General features: G+C 34.4%; 2 protein-coding genes (1 of these 2 only partly in view). Both read left to right on the forward strand.

Annotation, left to right across the window (positions count from 1 at the left end):
* Window positions 1–12,963: an SDR family NAD(P)-dependent oxidoreductase gene (locus BM305_RS15005; RefSeq protein WP_092562542.1), complete on the forward strand. Its 12,963-nt coding sequence runs from the start codon at window positions 1–3 to the stop codon at window positions 12,961–12,963.
* Window positions 12,953–24,916: the 5' portion of a non-ribosomal peptide synthetase gene (locus BM305_RS15010; RefSeq protein ID WP_092562545.1), read on the forward strand. The gene runs 9,834 nt beyond the window's last position; the window shows 11,964 of its 21,798 coding nt (coding positions 1–11,964); it begins with the start codon at window positions 12,953–12,955; its stop codon lies beyond the right edge, outside the window. Before BM305_RS15005 ends, BM305_RS15010 begins: the two co-directional genes overlap by 11 nt.

Consider the following 24,916-nt stretch of genomic DNA (forward strand, 5'->3'; position numbering starts at 1 on the left):
ATGTCGGGCAAGAATAAAAAAAAAATTATTTGCAATAGAACGATTAAGGATAAGACAGAGTATAACTTTAAACAATCCTTGTACCAGATGTTTCAGCAGAAGGTACAAAAACAGCCAGATTCTGTTGCAGTAATATATGAAACAGGAGATAAAGAAATAGTACTCACGTATAAACAAGTAGATTATCTGGTAGATCAAGTTGCAGAGATAATTTATAGCACATTGTCAGGTGTGTCTAACTATATCGGAGTTTATGTGGAAAGATCGCCATACACATTATTAGCATTATTAGCAGTCTGGAAAACAGGCAATATATATGTGCCAATTGATATGGCTTTTCCAACAGAATATATCGATTACATAATAAAAGATGCAGACATTAATTTGGTTTTAACACAGGTTCAATATGCATCTGTTTTTCAAGAAAAAAATGTTTTGGTAAAAAATATTGATTTTATTGATTTGGAGCAAATTGTAATGAATCAAGAAATACAATATCAGCATACAGATAAAAGTAGTCCGGAAAAAATTTCGTTTATTATGTATACATCAGGAACGACTGGCCATCCCAAAGGAGTGAAGCATAGACAAATACAACTGATTAATCGGTTCAACTGGGTTTGGAGCCACTATCCTTTCCGAGAAGGAGATATCTTTAGTCAGAGAACAAATGTAAACTTTATGCCCTCTATGTGGGAATTTCTAGGTGGATTGCTACGTGGAATTCCAACGGTGATTTTTGCTGATGGGGTTGTAAAGGATGCATATCAACTAGCAGATGCAATTGAAAAGCAAAAAGTGACCGTAATATTATTTGTACCATCGTTATTAAAAAGACTAATGGAAATGCCCAATGGGGTAGAAAAACTTGCTTCATTAAGATTTTGCACCACTTGTGGAGAACCGTTAACTTATGAATTATATAAAATGTTCAATGTAATGCTGCCAAATAGAATTCTGTTAAATGACTATGGCTCAACAGAGATGAATGGAGTTTTATATCTGGACAACTTAAATTATTCTGATGAAGAAGAAAAACTCCCTGACTTTAAAGTTATTTCCAATATTAACGCTTATATTTTAAATTCAGAGTTACATATATGCCAAGAAGGAGAGCCAGGCATTCTATTTATTGGGGGAGTATCACTTGCAACAGGTTATGTAAATCTGCCCCAGGAAAATAGGGACAAATTTGTTGTGATTTCCTTAAATAAAAGGAAAAAGGAAAGGCTGTATAAAACAGGAGATTTAGCAATTTACACCAAAGAAGGTGGGATACGAATTATTGGCCGTTCAGATCATCAGGTTAAAATCAGAGGAATACGAATAGAACTTACTGCTGTTGAAAGTGCAATCAATCAATGTGAATATATCAGTGAATGTTGTGTAGTTGCAAAAGAAATACAGGAGGGAGTTAAGGTTTTAATTGCATATGTGGTGCTCAAAGAGGATTCCTATATAGCGGATAATGAATTAAAAGAATGGATAAAAACGTATCTTCCAGAATACATGGTACCATCGCAAATTGTTCAACTAAATGCATTACCACACACTCCTAATGGAAAAATCAAAAGAGTAGATTTAGAGGAAATGAGTAATCAAATAAAGCTGGAGAAGGAAAAATTAAGTAGTACGGATGATTTGTTATACAATCTTACAAAGATAGCGGCTGATGTGTTAGGAAGAAATAGTACAGAACTCATCAGTACAGAGACTTTTAAAAATATCGGATTTGATTCACTTACACTGGTTGATTTCTTAAATAGAATAAATAATCTTTATCATATACATATCGCATTAAGTGAATTGTTTGATCATGCTTCTATTGAAGCAATGGCAGACCATATTGCAAATAAGCTGAAAAATGAGAGAGTTAATCCTGAAAAAAAGAAAAATACGGATGAGTACGGTAACGCCCATAAAGAGGTTGCAATTATTGGCATGTCAGGCAGATTTCCTGGTGCAGAAAATGTTGATGAATTGTGGGAGAACATGCTTCAAGGAATCGTTTCTATCAGCAAGGTGCCAGACACAAGATGGGATGCAGAGAAATATTTTGATGAAGATATAAAAGCAGAGGGAAAATCCATCAGTAAATGGGGAGGATTCTTAAAACAAATTGATTTATTTGATCCTGAATTTTTTCAGATTTTGCCTCGTGAATGTGAATTAATGGATCCCCAGCAGCGGTTATGCATGGAAGAGTGTTGGAAGGCATTGGAGGATGCAGGGTGCTCGGATAAAGAGTTATATGGGAAAAAGGTAAGTATTTTTGTAGGTGCACGACAGGGTGATTATAGAGAGGTAATTGAAAAAAACAATGTGAGTGTGGATAGCTTTGTCTCTATGGGGTGTGATTCTGCTATTTTAGCAGCAAGATTATCTTACTTTTTAAACTTAAAGGGTGCAGCAGTAACAGTGGATACAGCGTGTTCCTCCTCATTAGCAGCTATGCATTTAGCATGTAAAAGCATACAAAACGGAGAATGTGAAATGGCACTAGCATGTGGCGTTAACACGATGTCTTCCCCTTATCTATTTATTCAGTCTACCAAAATGGGGATTTTATCTCCAAGTGGAGAATTGAAAGTATTTGACAACGAAGCAAACGGAACGGTAATAAGTGAAGGGGTAGCAGTTGTTGTTTTAAAGAAACTTTCAAACGCAGTAAAAGATAAAGATAGAATATATGGCGTAATTGCTGGTTCTGGAATGAATCAAGATGGAAAAACAAATGGGATTACGGCACCAAGTGGAGAATCACAAGAAGAATTAATGAAATCTACCTATCAAGAATATAATATTGACCCGCAGACGATTTCATACATAGAATGCCATGGAACAGGAACAAAACTGGGAGATCCAATTGAAGTACAATCCATTGCAAATGTCTTTAGTGAATATCATAACAAAATAGTACTGGGAACGGTAAAGAGCAACATTGGGCATACGGTTGCCTGTTCAGGGATATCAGGAGTGATTAAAATTTTATTAGCAATGAAAAATGAAAAACTCCCTGGAATTCCTAAACTTGAAAAACTAAATCAGCATATTGATTTAGATAAAATGTCATTTCTGTTTAATAAAGAACAAATGGAATGGACATCACCAAAGGTTGCAGGAATTAATTCGTTTGGTTTTAGTGGAACTAATGTACATATGGTAATAAAAGAATATTCAGCGAATAATAAAATAAGTCAACAAGAAGCAGAGAAAGAAAATCGGTATTATCTTATTCCAGTTTCTGCTAAGAGTGAAACGGCGTTACTGAAAAAGAAAGCAGAACTATTAGAATGGATAAATAAAAATTACAATAAATATCCGATGAACGAAATTGCTTTTACCTTACAGAAGGGAAGAAGTCATTTTCAATATAGAAATGCATTTCTTGTAAAAGATTTGGAAGAACTGATTGGTTTTCTTAAAGAAGAACTTTCACCTCCTATATTAGGAATGGAAACAGCAAAAACACAGACAGAATTATTTGCCTTGGCAGAACGTTACATTTCAGGTGAGGAAATTGATTGGTTAGAATTAAATAAAGACAATCAGGCACACGTTATTTCTATGCCAACCTATCCATTTGAATATGAAAATTATTGGGTTGAGGAAATAGAAGAAAAAAGTCTAAATACAATTAAAAAATATATTGTATTTACGAAGGAGGACAGTCTTGTTTCAGACCACCTGATTAATGGAGAAAATGTAATAGCAGGAGCAGTATTGTTGGAAAAAATAAGTTCAACTGCAACAACCTGTTATAAGGAATCGTATTCTCAATTTGAAGAGGTTTATTGGAAAAAACCACTTGTGTTGGAAAACAAAAGTGTTTCTGCGTATATTACGTTTAAGAAGAATCAAATGAAGTTAGATTTTGAACTATATAGTGCAGATGATAATGCATGTATTTGTGAAGGACAGTTAATTCAATCAGATAACCTGTTAGTACATGAAAAGTTAAAGACTGACTTAATAATGAATAAGTGCAGCAATAAAATTTCTGGAAATGCATTATATCAATATTATCAGAACAGCAAAATTGATTATTTAGACACGTATAGAGTGGTACAAGAAATACATTATAACGAAAATGAATGTTTATCTGTGTTGGTGTCTTTCAATGATAGAGGGGATAAAAACCTGATAGTACCACAGATATTAGACGGTGCTTTTCATTCTATTATTGCATCAAAAATAGTAGAATGCGATACAGTCTTATATATGCCATATTCAATGGAGTGCTTCAAGGTTTATCAAAAATTTCAGCAGAAATGTATGGCTTATATTCAGTTACATAAATTAAACGAAAATAGCAAGATAGTGAAAGCAGATATTCAAATAGTTAATATGCAAGGGGAGTACATTGCTGAGGTGACAGGATTTACTGTTGCAGCTGTAAAAATGGGTCAACATAGTCCGGATACTGTGTTCTTACAACAGAATTGGGTGGATTCTAGTGTATCAGGAATTGAAAATTTACAAGAAGAATTAGAAGAAATAATGATTTTTACAAACCATGAGATAGTTAAGGATAAACTACCAGGTAAGAGAATCGTACAAATAAAGATGGGAAGTTGTTTTGAAAAATTAAGTGATTTCGTGTACCAGATTGGGAGGGATGAACAAGATTATCATAAATTAGTTTCTAGTATCTCTGGGGGAACAAAAAAGCTATTTCATATTTTGCATTTATTCTCATTTGAAAAGGCAGATACCCTAGACGAAAAACAGGAAAATGGAAATTTGTCTATTGTTAAATTAACAAAAGCATTTTTACAATTATCACAGGATAGCAAAATCAAATTAATCTTTGCATTTCCAGGAACTATTGATGAAGATTATCCTATCTATGCAGGTACGCATGGGCTAATAAAAACTATAAACCTGGAGAAACCACAGTTCCAGTATAAAGGAATTGAATTGTGCGATTATGGGGATATGAACGACAATATACGCCAACTTTGGTGTGAGTTTTTTCAGAATGCTGAACATACTCACGTTCGATACCTAGACAATCATCGGGAAATTAAGCAGTTAGTAGAGGTTCCGTATATAGAAGAAAATGCATATCGGTATAAAGGAAATTATGTGATTGCAGGCGGAATGGGTGGAATCGGAATTATAGTTGCAAAGAAAATATTAGAAAGTCCAGAAGCAAGAGTAATTTTGTTAGGACGTTCGGTATTAAATGAGGAAAAACAAAAGCTGCTTAACTGTATCAAAGAGGATTCTAATAAGATTGATTACTTTGTTGCCGATATTTCCAATTATGAACAGATGAAAGATTGTCTTGCAGACATTAGAGAGGCTTATGGTACAATTGATGGAATTATTAATTGTGCAGGGATCATTAAAGATAATCTGTTAATAACTAAATCGCTGGATGAATATAGAGAGGTTGTAAAGGTAAAAGTACAAGGAACCCTCCATTTAGATCGGGCAACAGCCGGGGATAAGCTTCAATTCTTTTGTGTTTTTTCTTCCATTACCTCTGTATTTGGAAACGTTGGGCAATGCGATTATGCATATGGAAATGGTTTTCTTGATGAATTTGTGCAAATCAGACAGAAGAAAGTAAAGGAAGGAATCCGCTATGGAAAATCAGTATCAATTAATTGGCCACTTTGGCTCAATGGTGGAATGAAAATACCTCATTCTGTTCTTGAAAGAATGCAGACGGAAAAGGGTATGACAGCAATGTCTGACATACAAGGGATTAAAGCACTTGAGACAGTTCTTAGCAAAAAACAAGCCAATCTGATTGTACTAGCAGGAGATAAAGATAAAATTATTAAATATGTTATGGGATGTAATCAATGTAAACCAGTTGAGAAGAAGCAGGAAAATAATGTGTCCAAACAGTCAGTAGAGAACTATACAATAGATTACTTAAGTGAAGTTATTCGAAAGGTAACAGGAATTAAAAAGATAGATAGAAGTACGCATTTTGAACAATTTGGAATGAATTCTCTTGTAATCATGGATATTATTGATTGTTTAGAGAAGAGATTTGGAAGATTATCAAAAACATTATTTTTTGAATATTTAAACTTAAATGATTTAGCAGCGTATTTTATTGAGAATTTTTATAATGAGCTAAGTAGAGAACTACCTTCCGAAAGAGTAATAGAAGTAGTACAGGAAGAAAAAAAGAGTATGGATCGGAAAGATATTGTGACCGATAAAAAGGATATTCCTGAAAAAGGAAAAATAGCAATTGTCGGATTAGCTGGCAGGTACCCGATGGCAGACAGCCTGGAAGAATTTTGGAGAAATCTTACAAACGGAAAAGACTGTATTACAGAAATTCCATTAGAACGATGGGATTATCACCAATACTTTAATCCCGATAAAGAACAGAAAGGAAAGGTATATACAAAATGGGGAGGTTTTGTAAACGATGTTGACAAATTTGATCCTTTGTTCTTTAATATGTCTCCAAAAGAATCGGAATTAATAGATCCTCAAGAAAGAATCTTTTTGGAAACTGCATGGGAAACTATAGAGGATGCAGGGTATACCAAAGAAAAACTGAAAGATAGTACAGTTGGAGTTTATGTCGGAGTTATGTGGGGGCAATATCAATTATATGGTGTTGACAAAGCTGTATTAGAAAAGCCTACATCAAGTTATGCTTCAGTAGCCAATAGGGTATCCTATGTCTTTGATTTTAAAGGTCCAAGTATGGCAATTGATACAATGTGTTCTTCTTCTGTTGCGGCTATAAAAACGGCATTTGAAAGCTTGCGAAATGGTGACATCGATTATGCAATCGCTGGTGGAGTAAACCTGATGGTACACCCGAATAAATACCATCTTATCTGTCAAGGGCATTTTGCATCTACAGATGGGAGATGCAGAAGCTTTGGTGCTGGTGGAGACGGATATGTACCTGGTGAAGGTGCAGGAGCTGTACTGCTAAAACCATTAGAGAAGGCAATCCGGGATGGAGATCATATTTATGGTGTTTTACTGGATGTTCATATTAATCACGGTGGTAAAACAAATGGATATACAGTTCCAAGTCCGGTGGCTCAAAGCAAATTGATTTGTGATTCTTTCAGCAGGGCAGGTATTTCACCGGAAACAGTCGGATATATGGAAGCTCATGGAACTGGAACAGCATTAGGAGATCCAATTGAAATTGATGGAATTAGAAAGGCATTTGGCAGTTTTACAGATAAAAAGCAGTTTTGTTCAATTGGTTCGGTTAAATCCAATATTGGGCACTTGGAGTCAGCGGCAGGTATAGCTGCTCTTACAAAGGTTTTACTACAAATGAAATATAAAACACTTGTGCCATCCATTCATGCAGATAGATTAAATCAAAATATTGACTTTTCAGATTCACCTGTTGTTGTGCAGCGTAAGCTGCAAAATTGGGATAAAATCAGCGGAAATAATGAAGTGTCAGCAAGAAGAGCAGGAATCAGCAGTTTTGGAGCAGGTGGAACAAATGGATTTATGTTGCTTGAAGAATATGAGGAACAAGACGAGAAATTTTCAAATTCCAGAAAAGAGCCATATATTTTTGTTTTTTCTGCAAAAACAAAGGAAAGCTTAAGAGAGTTAGCAATAAAATATCAGATGTATTTCCATGGGTGTAGTTATAATAAAAATAGGAAAACGAAGGAAGCTTTTATTAGCAGGGAAGAACTAGTAGTTCAAATTGCAGAAACTTTAAATATCGGACATGAGAAACTTAGCGATGATGATGAATTAGAATGTTTCTTTTTGTCTTATTATGATTTGCAGGTTTTCCTTAAAAAAATTACGGAAAAATTTAATTTAACGGTTGATAGCAATAGCATTTCCTTGAAGATGACTATGAATCAATTATGGAAGCTCTTGAATTCATCTGAACAAGAGATGTGTGGTGATTATGGCGAATCTGTAGATGCAGAAATGTTATTAGAACGGATAGCATATACGCTTCAAGTTGGAAGAGAGGCTATGAACGAAAGATTTGCAATTGTTGCAAGGAATTTTGGTGAATTACTATGTGGTATGGATTCATTCCTAACACAGCAGGAAAATCCCAATGTATATGCAAATGTTGTTGAAATGGTTCCAGACGAATCGTGGGATGATTTACTCCCGAAATGGTTTAAGCATGGAAAAATAAGAGAAATTGCAAGCTTCTGGGCATCAGGAATGGAAATACCGTGGGAAGAGTTTTATAAAGATAAGAAAATAAGAAAAATTTCACTGCCAACATATCCTTTTGCTAAGGAGAGCTATTGGATAGAAACCCTTCAGAACAAGAATCAATCGATGGCGGTTAAGCCTGTCTTCGTTAAGCATTTTTCTAAAAATCATAAACTGGTAAAGGATCATTATATTAATGGAAAAATTATTTTACCAGGCTCCTTGATCGTGGAAATGATAAGAGAAGCAGTTGGTTTTTACGGCTATAATCAGAATAGATACTTGATAAAGGAGTTGTTCTGGGTAAATTCCATTGTGCTCAATGAGGAAGAAACTTCTGTTTATGTTCAACTAGAACAACAAGGCAAAGAACTTAACTTTGTTGTTTTAACGCATGAAACAGGACAAGTATGTGCAAAAGGTTCTTATGAAACAGAAACTGTGAATGGAATACAGAGTAAGTTGGAAATAGATTCAATTACAAATCGTTGTAATGAGTTGGTTACAAAAGAAAAATGTTATAGCTTTTTTGAGTGTAATGGATTGGAATACGGAACGACTTATCAGACAATAGATAAAATTTATATAGGTAAGTCGGAGATAATTGCATTTCATACAGCAACGTTGTATCAGGAACAACAAAATTATGTATATCCACCAACTTCCTTAGATGGAGCTTTCCAAGCAGAAATTGGATTTTCCATTTTAAGTGAAAATGCAGTTTTAGGGCTTCCTTATAAAATTGAGAACGTTAGAGTATATGACAAGATTCCAGAAAAATTTGTGACCTATATGCAAAGAGATGGAGAAAAGACAAAAATAGTGGTTGCTGATCTAGATGGTAATTTAATATATACAATAGATGATTTTGTAGTAAAGAAAAAAAATACCAATCGTGAATTGCAAGCCACAAGAGACATTTTATTTTATAAAGAAAAGTGGATTGAACTGAATGCAGAGAAAAGCCAACATGAAGCAGAAGAATTTTATTTAATCATTGGCGATCATGAAACTACAGAGCAGCTTAGTCTGATTTGTGATAACGATTGCAGCAGAAAGCTTATAGTAAGTGACAGGTATGAAAGAGAGAAAGATTACTATCATATTAATACACTTTTAAAAGAAGACTATATGAATGTGTCTATTGATCTTAAACTAATGAATAGTAAAATTACTAAAATAATATTTGTGAAAAACGCAAACGAGCTAGATAATGCGGATAAAAATATTGAAAATATACATAGGCTATCAAAGGAAATGCTTGTTTTAGCACAGTCTGTAGCGGAAGGAGTCTTGGGAAAGACTGTAGAAATGCTCTTTGTTTTTTCAGGAGTATATGGTAATGTATATCGAAATGCAGCCGCTGGTTTTTGGAAATCAATTCAATACGAAATTGCGTGTACAAAAATTAGAATGGTATCCTTTGAAGAAGAAATTTATAAAATAAGAAAAATGCCGGAACTTCTATGGAAAGAAATAAATACAGTTAAGGATGGTTTAGAAGAAATTATCTATAGAAATGAGGTCCGGTATAAGAAGACATTTGCAGAATGTGTTTTAAATTCCTCTCTTCCACGTAGTCTGGACTGGAAGGAAAAGGGCGTCACAATTATTACTGGCGGTGCAGGCGCATTAGGACTACTTTTTGCAAAATGGATTTCCTCTAATTTTGAAGGAACAATAGTTTTAGTAGGAAGAAGTCATATTTCAAAAGAAAAGGAACGGGAAATTCTGGACTATGTGGGGAGCAATGTAGTTTATCGAAGAGCGGACATTAGTAAAAGGGATGAAGTTCAAAAATTAATACAGGACATTGAAATGCAATATGCTGCAATTACAAGAATTATTCATTGTGCAGGAAGCATTAGAGATAACCTAATTCAAAAGAAAACCAATATAGATTTGGCAACAGTATTAAATCCAAAAATCAATGGTTTGCTTAATTTAGACGAACTTACAAGAAATCATCCAATTAAAGCATTTATTATTTTTTCTTCGATGGCAGCTATTGTTGGAAATGTTGGACAGGCAGATTATGCTTTTGCAAATGGTTTTATGGATGAATTTATAAAAGAAAGAAATAAAAGGACGAAAAGCAATCATACTATTTCAATTAACTGGCCATTATGGAATGGAACTGGAATGCAGATTCCAGAGAGCTCATTACAAGTAATGAAAGAGCAGAGCGGCCTAGATGTGTTATCAGAAGAGGAAGGTATTTTGGCATTTACTAAAATCATGGAATATAGTGCAGAAAACGTGATTGTAGCAGTAGGTGATAAAGAAAAGATTGGAAAACACCTTTCTATGGACGAGATGCATAGTGAAACAACAACTTTGCAGTTAAAAGAAGCTGTAGGAGAAGATACGTTAACTCACTGGATTAAAGAGATAATAACATCTGTTACGAAGGTACCAATTAATCGAATAGGTAATGACCAAGAGTTTGAACGATTTGGTATTGATTCCGTAATGCTTATGGAATTAGAAAATAAATTAAGTAAGAAAATAGGACAACCTACACAAAATGCATTTTTAAAGTGTACAACTGTATCTGAGATTGTGCGGTTTTTGACAGAAAATCAGATTGAAATGATAAAAGTAAAAGAGTCTGTAAAGGAAGAACAAGAACAAGAACGAGGACAAGAACAAGAACGAGGACAAGATAAAATTGCAGTAGTAGGAATGAGCTGCAAGTTTCCTAAGGCAAATACAGTAGAGGAGTTTTGGAGTAATCTGAAACAAGGAAGAAATTGTATTGATAAGTTGGAAAATACAAATTATTATGGTGGATTTATTGAAGGAGTCGGCCAGTTTGATCCACTATTTTTCAATATTTCTCCTAAGCAGGCGCCTTACATGGATCCTCAAGAAAGGCTGATGTTGGAAATTGTCTGGTTTGCATTGGAAGACGCAGGTTATTCAAAAGAAAAATTATTAGAATTAAAACGTAAGGGAAAACGAACAGGTGTATTTATTGGTGCCATGTATGAGCATTATCCATTGATGGCAAATAATAAGACGGATCAGGCATTACTTTCAGGAAGTTCATATTGGTCAATTGCAAATAGAATATCCCATTTTCTTGATTTGAATGGACCTAGCCTTGCAGTGGATACGGCTTGTACATCATCAACTACAGCCCTCCATCTGGCAATTAACAGTATAAATAATGGAGAATGTGATTTGGCAATTGTGGGAGGAGTAAATTTAAATCTTCACAATAGCAAATATGAGGGACTATCACTAAATCATATGCTGGGCAGCAAGCCAAAGAGCATGAGCTTTAGCAATGGAGATGGGTATCTTCCTGGAGAAGGAGTAGGTGCAATCATTTTAAATAAAATGAATATGGCATTGAAAGAAAATGATAGGGTATATTGCTTGATAAATGGATGTGTATTAAATCATATTGGTAAAAGCAAGGCATATAAGCTGCCATCTAAGGAAGCACAAAGAGATTTAATTAAGGAAGTTTTTCATAAAACTAACGTAAAACCTGCGGAAGTATCTTATTATGAAGCAGCAGCAAATGGAACTATTGTTGGAGATGCAATAGAAATAAACGGACTAATTGAAGCATTCCAAATGTTGAAGGTAAATGAAAGTAAATGTGTAATTGGAACAGTGAAGTCAAATATTGGTCATTTAGAAGCAGCATCCGGGGTATCCCAACTTATAAAGGTTGCCTTGCAGCTATACCATAGAATGCTTGTTCCAACAATAAATGTGGAAGAATTAAATCCAGACATTCATCTAGAAGGAACGCCGTTTTCCTTGAACATGAAATATCGCGAATGGAACGAGCCGGGACAGGATACTTTGCATGCTATGATTAATGCAGTGGGTGCAGGTGGAACAAATGTGTGCGTAATGGTAGAAGAATACAATAAGGCTTTGTCAAGAAAAGTACGTGAAACAAAGCTAGGTAAAATTGTGATTCCAATTTCGGCCTTAACAAAGGAAAGTCTTCAGGCAATGTTGAAGCAATTGGTGGCCTTTCTGGAAACAACAGATAAGATAGATTTAATTGATTTTGCTTATACACTAAGTAGAAGAGAACCTATGGATGAAAGGGCAGCTATTATTTCAAATGATTATCACGAGTTAATTCAAAGGATGAAAGAACTCTTATCAGGCAGCAGCAAAAACGATAATGTTTTTGTTGGCACAGCAGATAAAAAATTGCAGAAGGATTACTGTACTGGTGATTTAAATGAAATAGCAGAGCACTGGGTGAGGGGAACTGGTCTATTGCCAGATGACCTTTACAAAGGTGGAAAATTAATTTCTATACCACACTATCCATTTGAAAACCAGACGTACTGGATCGAAACTCAGAATAGTCATTTTGAGTCAGATAGTGAAACTATAATTGAGGACAGCCAAGTTGTACCTGAGAAAGAGGATTCAGAAGACAGCCTGCATGACTTAATGAAAATAACTGCTTCATTACTAGACGTACCAATGGAAAGGTTAGATGTACATAAATCGTTTGAACAGTACGGTATGGATTCAATTATCGGAATGAAGCTGCTGGATTACATAAATACAAAATATAATAGTGCAATCACAATCAGCATGCTTTTTGAACATTATTGTATTTACCAGCTTAGTCAATTAATTATAGACACAACACTTTCTCTTGGAGAAAATAAACAGAAGGAAAGTATAGAAGAGCATGATGCAATTTATTATTTAGATAATTTTATTCTTTCTATGATCGAAGAGAATGAAATGAAAATAGAAGATGCAGTTATGCTTAGAAACGAAATTCTTATGAAACTAAGGAAGGGGGATAAACTTGCTAAATAAGCATATATATAAACAATTTTTGAATAAAGACATTAGCCGGGACGAGGCGCTAAAGCTGATTCGGAATAACGATACAATCAACACAAATAATCAATATGATTTGTCAGAAGGGCAAAAAGGAATTTATACATCGTATTTAATGTTTCCCCAAAGCTATGCTTACAATACACCAGGGGCATTTTGCTTGAATCGTGATGTTGATAGAAATATTTTGGAACGCGCAGTGAAATATTTAGTTCAAAAACATGAGATATTACGTTCTGTTTTTGTGAGTGATGAAACAGGTGTACACCGTGAAATCAGAGAACAGGCAGAAGGTTATATGGAATACATTTCTTTAGATGAAAATGAGAATATAAATAAAAGAATCATTGAGGAGAATAAAAAATATTTTGTTTTGGAAGAAGGCCCGTTGTTTCGTGTTATTGTTTTTGAACAAAAAAAAGGGGAAAAAGTATTATTTTTATGTTTTCATCATATTGTATTCGATGGAATTTCAGCTGAAATATTTTATAGGGAATTAAAAGAATGCTATTTGTTATTAAAAACAAATGAACAGCTAGATGATAACAGTGTGGATAACAGTTATCTTTCATTTGTCCAGAAGGAAAAAGAATATTTGTTAGGTGAAAATGCAAAAAAAGATAAAGAATACTGGATAAAGCAGCTGTCCCATGAGTCAAAACAATTGACAATAGCAGGAAAACAATTAGAGTCTGGCGAATATGAAAATGACGGTGCATGTTGTATGTTTGAACTAGATACAATAGTATGTCGTCAAATAAATTACTTAAATGTAGGAAAGCCTGTTTCAGCATTTACAAAAATGCTAACTGCTTATATGCTATTGTTGTCAAAGTATGGAGATGAAAAAGATATTAGAATTGGAACTCCAATTACTACAAGAACTTTGGAGTTTGAAGAATCCATTGGATATTACATTAATATGATAGTGTTAAGACAGAATATAAACGAAAATAGCACATTTAAGGAGTTGCTTCTAGCAGTACATAATGTTGTATTGAATGGGCTGGAACATAGCAAATATCCATATTATGATTTAATTCGTGCTATTGGAAAAGAAAGTAGAAAAATTATACCACAGCTTTTCCAGGGAGCATTTTATTATAACAGCTGGAATGTAAATGAGGAAAAGGACTTTTGCCAACACCAGATAAACGATATTCACCAATTAGGAGAATATGACTTAGCACTAGAAGTATTAACAAAAAATGTTGATGAAATTATTATTCGATTTAAGTATAACAAAAATATTTTTGATGAATTGTTTATAAACAAAATGATGCAGGAATATATCAATATATTGTGTGCCATGACAAACCATGTAAATGATACAATTGACATGCATATAGGAAAAAGAACAAAAGCACCAGGTATGAATTCTTTTGTACAGCTGTTTTATGAGCAGGTAAGAAGAACCCCAAAGGCAGAAGCAGTTGTTTTTGAAAAAGACAGAATGACATATGAACAGTTATACGATTCTGCCAAAAAATTATCAGAGTATTTGAAAACGCAGAATGTGTCTAAGGGATCCTATGTTGGAATTTTATTAGATCGTTCTATGAATTTAATAATCGCTTTAATAGCTGTACAAATGGCAGGAGGAGTATACATTCCATTTGATCCTAAGTATCCGAAAGACAGGTTAGGGTATATGTTCAAGCAGACAGATTTACAATATATCATTACAGACCAAGAGGAAGAAATGGTAACTGAGTTAAATATACCTGTTACTATTTGTCTGGAAAAGGTATGGCCGGATATACAACAGCTGAAAAACCAAATGGAGGACAAGTGGGAAGAAATTGAGCCAGATGATCTGGCATATATTCTATTTACTTCGGGTTCAACTGGAAATCCAAAAGGAATCATGATATCACATGGTGCACTTGCTAATTTTCTAATATCAATGGCAGAGTGTCCTGGTTGTAACAATACAGATTATATACTTGCATTAACAACCATTTGCTTTGATATTGCAGGTCTGGAAATGTACCTTATGCTAATTGCAGGTGGAACAGTAGAAATTTTAAGCGATGCTATTGCCAAAGATGGAATTCGTCTATTAGAAAAACTAGAGAATTCAAAGACTACTATATTGCAGGCAACACCAGCTACATGGCAGATGCTGCTTGCTGCTGGATGGAAGGATAAAAAAAATATTAAAGTATTATGTGGCGGAGAAGCGCTGACAAGAGAATTAGCCAATAAATTATTGGATCGGGGACTTGAGGTATGGAATATGTATGGGCCTACAGAAACAACGATCTGGTCACTGGTAAGTAAAGTCGATGCCGAAGGAATTATACACCTGGGGCAGCCTATACGCAATACAACAATATATATTATGGATGAACAGATGAAGGAAGTACCGACTGGCGAAATAGGAGAACTTTGTATTGGTGGAACAGGTGTTGCAAAAGGATATTTAAATAATACAGAAGAAACAAATAAGAAGTTTGTGTACCATTCAGGAACAAACGAAATTATTTATAAAACAGGCGATTTGGTAAAACGTATGGAAACCGGAGAAATACAATATATAGGACGTGCAGATTTTCAAGTTAAAATAAATGGATTTCGAATCGAATTAAGTGAGATTGAAGAAACTTTATTGAAAATGGAAGAAATCAGCCAGGCTGTTGTTGTACTGAAGGGAAACAAGGATAGCAAAAAGCTGGCAGCATTTTTAATTGCCCAAAAGAATTCACAAAAGCTTGATAAAGAAATCTTAATTAATCGACTGAAAGAAGAACTGCCTGATTATATGGTTCCATTACAATATGTGTATGTAGAATCATATCCGTTAACTTTAAACCAGAAGGTTGACAGAAAACAACTGGCAGGGGAAAGTTTAATAGATGAGAAAGTGGAAGAGGCGAAAGAACCACAGGAAAAAAGAGCAAGCATGACAATTTCAATGAAAGCTAAAATTCAACAATTTCTAATTGGTGAAGTGGCGAAAATAAAGGAGTTAAAAGAAGAGTTAATTGATGTGAATACAAATCTTGGTGAGTATGGATTTGATTCTATTTCATTTACCACTTTAAGTGTAACAATTAATGCTCATTACAATATAAAAATAAATCCAACTAATTTTTACAACTACCAGACAATTAGTAAGTTTACTGATTATTTAGTACAAAAATTCGCAGATGTAATAGAGCCAGAGAAAGAAAAGCAAACTGTGACAAAAGGAAAAGTGGATTTGGATGCCAGCCAAAATGGGATTGCCATTGTTGGAATTGGGGGAGTTTTGCCAGGCTCTAAAGATCTAGCTGCATTTTGGAATAATATAATTAATGAGAAAGACCTGATTACGGAAATTCCAAAGGAACGATGGGACTGGATAAAATATTGCACAAGAGAAGATGCTGATCCAAATAAGATGACATCAAAATGGGGTGGCTTTATTCCAGATGTTGATAAATTTGATGCAGAATTCTTTAATATTTCACCTAGAGAAGCAGAATTAATGGATCCACAACAGAGAATTATGATTCAGGTTGTATGGGAAGCGATTGAAAATGCAGGCTATAATCCAAAAGCATTGTCAGGGAAGGAAATAGGAGTTTTTGTTGGTGCTACCAGTACGGATTATATGGAAATGCTTCTGCGGGAGTCTGAGGTAAAAGCACATACATTAACTGGAATATCCAACTCAATCATTGCGAATAGAATATCGTTTTTGTATAACTTTACCGGACCAAGTGAAATTGTGGATACAGCATGCTCCAGCGGGTTAGTAAGCGTTCATCAGGCGGTTGAATCAATTAATTCGGGAAATTGTGAGTATGCCATTGCAGGTGGGGTGAATTTGCTATTAAGTCCATTTCCTCATATTGCATTAGGCAAATCCAGTATGCTTAGTTTAGATGGAAGATGTAAGGCTTTTGATGAAAAAGCAAATGGATATGTTAGAGGTGAAGGTGCGGTTGCATTATTTTTAAAGCCTATTGATAAAGCAATCCAGGATGGTGACCAGATTTATGCTGTTATAAAAGGTACCGCAGTAAATCATTGCGGAAAAACAAATTCATTAACGGCACCTAATCCAACTGCACAATGTGAATTGATTAAAAAGGCATTTCATAAAGCAAAAATGGATCCTTCTACGGTTGGATATATTGAGACACATGGAACAGGTACAGCATTAGGAGATCCAATAGAAATTAATGGTTTAACAATGGCATATTCTGATTTATTTGAGGAATGGGGAATATCCAGTAATGACAGCCATTGTGGTATAGGATCCATAAAAACAAACATTGGACATTTGGAAGCTGCATCTGGATTGGCTGGTTTGTTAAAAATAATTTTAGCTATTCAACATAAACAAATACCTGCTAATCTTCATTTTCAAAAAATGAATCCGTATATAACACTGGAGAATACACCATTTTATATTCTAAAGGAAAAGAAAGAGTGGGAAAATTTAGTCAGAGATGGAGAGAAGATTCCGTTAAGAGCAGGTGTAAGTGCATTTGGATTCGGCGGTACCAATGCTCATGTTCTGGTAGAGGAATATATACCAGCAGATAGATATGAAGAAAATAACAATACGAATGAAAAACATGCAGTTATTATTTCTGCACAATATAAGGAAGGAGTGCAGATAAAAGCAAAACAATTATTAGATTATATAACAGAAACAGTTAATGAGAGAGAGGAAAAACTATTATCCAGAATAGCATATACCCTTCAGACAGGAAGAGAGGCTATGAAATATCGGGCAGCCTTTCTCGTAACTTCTATAAATGAATTAAAGAATAAATTAGAAAACTATACTGTAAATGGACAAAGCGATGATTGTTCATCAAATGACAAATTAAGTAGTACAGTAAGTCGGTGGACAAATGGAGAAAATGTAGATTGGAATGAATTTTACTCAGTACCTCTTGAAAAAATAGCTTTACCTACTTATCCATTTGAAAAAAGCAGATATTGGATTTCCATGCAAAATAATAATCATACCTATCATGATTCAAAAAAACAGCCTTTAATAGATGAGGTATTATTAGCAAAAAGTTTACGAAATGGAGTAACTTTTCAGAAGTTAGTAACTGCCCAGGATTTCATTGCAAAGGATCATGTTGTAAAAGGTAATTGTGTAATGCCTGGTACCAGTTATTTAGAAATGGCATTGGAGGGAGTAAGCCACTTTGAAACATTATCTGATGTAAAACTGCAAAATGTGTATTGGCTGCAGCAGCTTATTGTTGAGCAGGATAAGCAGAAGCAGATACATATTATAATTGAACAAAAAGAAGAAGGATATTATTATCAGGTAGAAAGTGAAGCAGAAAGTAAAATACTACATGGCTCAGGTTTCATTGTTCCAATTAATGAAAAGAATAATGAAAAACCAAAGGAGATTAGCGAAATAAAGGCCAGGTGTGGGCAGTACATAAGCAAGCAGGATTTCTATCAGTGGATCCAGTGTGAGGCAGACATTTACTATGGACCATATTTTCAAGGACTACAAGAAATATATTTAAACAATGAGGAAGTTTTTGCTAAGATTCAATTATCTCAAGAGATACAGAATGAGCAACCGTTTTACTTCATACATCCTGTTATTATGGATTGTGCATTACAAGCAATGGCCAGTCTGATTGGAAATGAAAAGGGTAAAGGGAAAACAAAGATTCCATTTTCAGTAGAAGAGATTATCATAAATGGAGCCTTAAAAGAAGAATGTTACTATGTGCATGTAACGAGAGAACGAGATGGAGTTCACACAATCTGCCTGCTGGATGAAGAAGGAAATGGGCGGGTTACTCTGAAAAATCTGGTTTCTCGCGAGATACAAGAGGAACAGTATCTGTTTCTTCCAAAGTGGAGTATGATTCATCCAAAGGAAAATATTGCTGAAAGCAGAATAAACAGAAGGATACTGGTGTTATATAGTGATGAATCAGAAACTGTAAAGAATCAGATAATCAGTATAGTATCTGCTGCTGATATCATAGAGGTTAACATAAATGATGTAGCAGATTATGAAAATTATATAAAAAAGGATTCAATTGATCAAATTTTATTCTTGGGAGGCATTGTTACTCAATATAATTTATTTGGATACTTAGAGGATTTTGAAGAGATACAAAATAGAGGAATCGTTGCATTTTATCAATTAATTAAGTCGTTACACAATGTAGGCAGGGATATGGAAATATGTATCATAACAAATAATTGTTTCTGCTTAGCAGAGGAAGAAACGATTCCGTCCAGTGCGGCAATGTATAGTTTTAGTAAAACAGCAATGCTAGAAAATCCAAACTTGAAAATTCGCTTATACGATATTGAATTATCAAATGAACAGGCTCTTTTGGAAGAAATGAAAAAAATAGTGAGACGTACTGGAATGACAGAACAAATTATGATTCGTGATCATTGTTGGTATCAAAAGGAAATTTCCCCAATTCAATGGCAGAATGGGTTAGATGGAAAATCAGCGTTTCAATATGAAGGAACCTATCTGCTGGTAGGAATGGGAGGGATTAATCAAGTAATAGGCACTTACTTAGCTGCAAACTATCGTGCAAGTATTATTTATGTTAGTAAAAGTGAGCTGAATGAAGAAAGAAGCCTGCAATTAGAAAAAATACAAGAACTTGGTGGAAAAGCCTCCTATCTTAAGACGGATATTACAATTGCAAGTGAAGTTAAGTATATGATGCGAAACGTGTTGCAGAACTATGAGAAGCTAAATGGAGTTATATTAGGTGCAATGGTTTTACAGGATGTGAAAATTTCTTCTATGACAGAAGAACAGCTAAGAACAGTAATGAAGCCAAAGGTACATGGAACAATAGAGTTATTGAAAGCGTTAAAAAATGTATCACTAGATTTTTTACTGGTATTATCTTCAACAAATGCCGTGATTGGAAATGTGGGACAATCCAACTATAATGCAGCATGTGCCTGCCAGGATGCATTGGCAATGGAGTTTGGCAGAAGAACAAAGACAACTGTTAAAATAATAAATTGGAGCTATTGGGGTAGTGTAGGAGCAGTTTCCAGCAGTGAATATAATGAAAAGTTAAAGAAAATAGGATTATTTCCAATTCAGATAGAAGAAGGAATGAAAGTGATTGAGCAGGTTCTTTTAGGCAGCTGCAATCAGGTTATTATGTTTAAGGCAGCCGAGAATATTCTGCGCGAGGTAGGATTTCGTGTTGATACAGTATTAATACAATATCCTGAGAAAATTCCATCAAAAATCAATCATATTCTAGTAAAAAATGAAGTGAATGAGGAAATATTACGATTAGAAGAAGGCTTTGGAAAAATCGAAAAACTGGGAGCACAGTTAGTATTGAAATATTTTCAGAAAGCCAACTTATTTTTGAAAGCACATACAAGTGTTTCCTATAATGAAATAGAGACTAGGCTAAGAGTAGTTCCTAAATACAAAAGGCTGTTGAATGCATTATTGTCAATTCTTGAAGTGTATGAGTACGTCACCAGTTTGAATAATGTATTTGTGGCAACAAAAAAGGCTGAAATCGAATACTTTGAGGAAGAGTTTGAATCGAAATACCCGGAAATCAATTCATATGTAAAATTGATGAAAATTTGTGCTGATAAATTTGATGTCATATTATCAGGACAAGTTAGTTATGGGGACGTAATGTTTCCAGGCGGTTCCAAAGAATTGGTTGAAGGCATTTATAAAGGGAATGCCGTTATTGATTATTTTAATGATATAGTGTCACAATGGATAAAGAAATATATTTCGGAAAGAGTAGGCGAGCAGCCAGATTGTAAAGTAAATATCTTGGAAATCGGAGCAGGAACTGGTGGAACAAGTTTGGGGATATTTAAAAATGTAAATGAGTATAGAAGAAATATAAATTACTTATATAGTGATATATCTGCAAGTTTTACCAATTACGGTGAGAATAAGTACTCGAAAGATTATCCATTTATTACGTTCCAGGTTTTGGATATAGAAAAAAATCCACTGAAACAAAATTTTATAGAAGACAGTTTTGACATTGTGGTTGCAACCAATGTGTTACATGCAACAAGTGATATGCTTAACACCTTAAGTAATATTAAATTGCTGATGAAAAATGCTGGTGTAATTCTAATAAATGAAATAACGGATTTCAAAGTATTTTCTACATTAACATTTGGATTGACTGAAGGATGGTGGAATTATACAGATGAATTAAGAATTAAAGATTCACCACTACTTTCTACAACTGACTGGAAGAAAATATTATTGGAAACTGGCTTTGAGTATATATGCATGTTTCCAGATAAAGAGGATTGGGATCTGGCTTCTCAGCATATTATAGCAGCTGAAAGTAATGGTATTGTGACAGTTAATGAAAATGCTGATAAAAATGCTGATAAAAATGCTTTGCGTGCTGAACCATCTAAAAATGTATCTACAGGGAAAAGTGAACTAGTGAAAGAGGCAGCAAAAGATAAATTGACCATCCAGGTGGAAGAATCAGACCACACAGAACAATTGTATGATAAAACCATTCAGTGGCTGAAAGAAGAATTTTCAGCACTCCTTAAAACTGATATGAAAAAAATCACGCCAGAGAGCAATGTTGAAAAAATGGGAGTGGATTCGCTGCTTGTAATCGAAATACATAAAAAGTGGAGTGCTATTTTCCCTAAACTGGCATCAACAGTGCTATTTGAATATAATACGATTGATAAAATTGCAGCTTATTTGACAGACAGCTATGAAAATGAACTACAAAAATTATTCCATGTGGAGAAAAAATTGTTACCGAAAAAGAAGGAAGATGTAAATTTGGCAGAACAAGTTTCTGCCAGGGATAAGAGTATCAGCAGCATGGACATTGCTATTATTGGTGTTTCTGGAAAATACCCAATGGCAGAGGATATTTATGAGTTTTGGGATAATTTGAGAAATGGAAAGGATTGTGTCAGCATTATTCCAGAAGAACGTTGGAAATGGGTAGATTATTTTGATGAAACAAATAGTAAACAAGGCAGAAGCTATAGTAAATGGGGAGGATTTCTTCGTGACATCGATGGATTTGATGCAGAATTCTTTGAGATTACAAATGAGCAGGCAGATGAAATGGACCCACAGGAGCGATTATTATTAGAATCAACATGGAGTACATTGGAAGATGCTGGATATCCTGGAAAGAGGCTGGCTGATGCAGGTGTTAAGGTTGGAGTATTTATTGGAACAATGTATGGAGGATATGGACAACTGGCGGCAAAGGCATGGGAAAGTGGAGTTGCAACCAATGCCCAGTCGGCACACTGGATGCTATCCAACCGCATATCCTATCATTTCAATTTCAACGGACCAAGCATTGCTGTTGACACAGCATGTTCCTCTTCAATGACAGCAATTCATTATGCTTGCAAAAGTATTCAATCAGGGGAATGTGAACAGGCAGTAGCAGGTGGAATTAATTTAATACTTACACCAAGACAGCATGTTCGATTAGCAAACTTAAATAGTTTATCGCGAACAGGAAAAACACAGTCTTTTAATGCTAATGCAGATGGATTTGTTGAAGGAGAAGGTGTTGGGACGGTGCTGTTAAAGCCATTAGAACAGGCTGTGAAGGATCACGATCATATCTATGCTGTTATAAAAGGAAGTAGTGTAAACAGTAATGGTGCATCAAGTAATTTTACAACACCAAGTATTACAGAACAGGCAAATGCAATAAGATATTCACTGATGCAGCAACAAATTGATCCAGCAACCATTAACTATGTGGAAGCACATGCAACGGGAACTGTGTTAGGAGATCCAATTGAAGTAAGTGCATTAAACAGAGCGCTTGGTGAAGGCGATATGAAAAAACAGAACTGTCCTATTGGAACAGTCAAGTCAAATATTGGTCACATTGAAGCTGCATCTGGAATAGCAGCATTAACAAAAGTCTTGTTGCAAATGAAATATAAAAAGCTGGTTCCATCTATTCATTGTGAGCCAATTAGTCCATTTATTCCGTTTGAAAATAGCAGGTTCTATGTTCAGAAAGAATTATCAGAATGGGATGTGAAAAATTATTTGAAAGTTGAAAATAATTCAGGAAAGAGAAGAGCGTGTATTAATTCTAATGGAGCCGGAGGTTCTAATGCAAATTTAATTATAGATGAATTTGAAAAAGCAGCTTATTCTAAAAAAGAGCAGGAAAGAAAAGACGCAGTCATAACTTTATCAGCACAAAGTGAATGGAGTCTGAAAAATTATGTGAAGTCATTGGAACGATTTTTACAAAAACAAGAGGAAGAAGGTATTTATCTTTCCTACAGAGATATTGCGTATACATTACAAACTTGCAGAGAAGAAATGAAAACCCGTATTGCTTTTGTAATTTCAAGCTATGTGGATTTAAAAAATAAGCTTAGTGAAATTGTATTAGGAAAGCAGGCTGAAATTTATCAAGGAGATGTTGAAGAAGAAAACAGCGCTGTCAAAATTGATTTAGCTGATTTGTCCATGCAGAGAATTGCCATGGAGTGGGTAAAGGGTGGTAGAGTTGATTGGGAAAAATTGTACCAAACAGAAGACTCTGTTCAAAAAATACCTTTGCCAACATATTGCTTCCATCATACCAGACACTGGATTACAGGTAATAAACAGAGATATAATGTAAGTTTTAAAGGTGATGAACCTTACATTTTGGGACATTGTTCTTTTGGAGAATATACCATTATGGGTATGACATACGTTAGCATTCTTAATAATTACCTGCAAACTAATCAAAATGAAGAAGTGATAAAAATTCATAAAATGATGTTTTTAGAAACAGCTTCATTAGGAAAAGAGGATCTTGCTGAAATATATGTGGATGTTTCAGACACTAACACAATAGAGTGCATTGCCAGTATTGGAAATCATAAAAAAATTGTTTCGAGAGCTGAAAAAATAGATGATTTTGAGTATAATGTTCCTCAACACAAAATTCCTGATTTCACTAACGGGTTGATACATGCAGGAACAAAATTATATCAGTTAAAGCCTAATGTATATAGTCCGGATTTACAGTGCATTGATGCTGTTTTAGTAGAAGAAAATGAAGTATGGGGAAAGCTTAGTCTTTCGAATACAATGAAACAGGATAAACATGAATATCTAATTCATCCTGCACTTTTAGATGGTGCTATTTTATGCAGACTGGCACTAAAAAAAGAAAACGACTATGATAAATATATTCCATTTCTCATAAAAGAACTATATTTTTGTGGAAAGACCGGAGAAACTTGTTATTGTCATATTAAACAAATACAAGAAAGTGCTGAACTATGGGAAGGCAATATTGAAGTAATGGATGAGTCAGGAAGAATTGCTATCGAAATGAAAGGTGTTGTTTGCAAAAAAGTATTTACAGCAGATGAGGAAAGACAGGAAAACGATGGAACACCTGAAATATTAGAAAATAATACTTGTAATGGGCAGCAGGAAGATGAAATTACAGAATATGTAAAGAAAAAGATAGAAAATCTAACTGGGAAACCATTAGGCGTGAAGGATATAAGTAAAAATATTATGTCTCTTGGATGTGATTCCATAAAAATAATTTCTTTATGTCAGGAAATTCAAAGTGAAATAGGTGTGGAATTATATCCGACAGTATTTTTTGAACATCCTTCTGTAATAGCATTAGCAAGATATTTTACGAATAATTATGCAAATAGGTTCTATCATATCTGTAAGCCTATGGAAAATAAACGAACTGTTTCACTGAAAGAAGATTATCACGTAAAAGAAGATCATCCTGTAAAAGAAAATCATCTTGTAAAAGATAATGAGCCAATTGCCATAATTGGCATTAGCGGTGTATTTCCGCAATCATCGGATTTAGATGAGTTTTGGGAAAAAATAGGACAGAATCAAAATTTAGTAACAACTATTCCAGAAGAACGCTGGAACTGGAAGGATTATTATAAAAACAAGCCAGATGATGAT

It is taken from the genome of Anaeromicropila populeti (assembly GCF_900112775.1).
GTDB lineage: Bacteria > Bacillota > Clostridia > Lachnospirales > Lachnospiraceae > Anaeromicropila_A > Anaeromicropila_A populeti.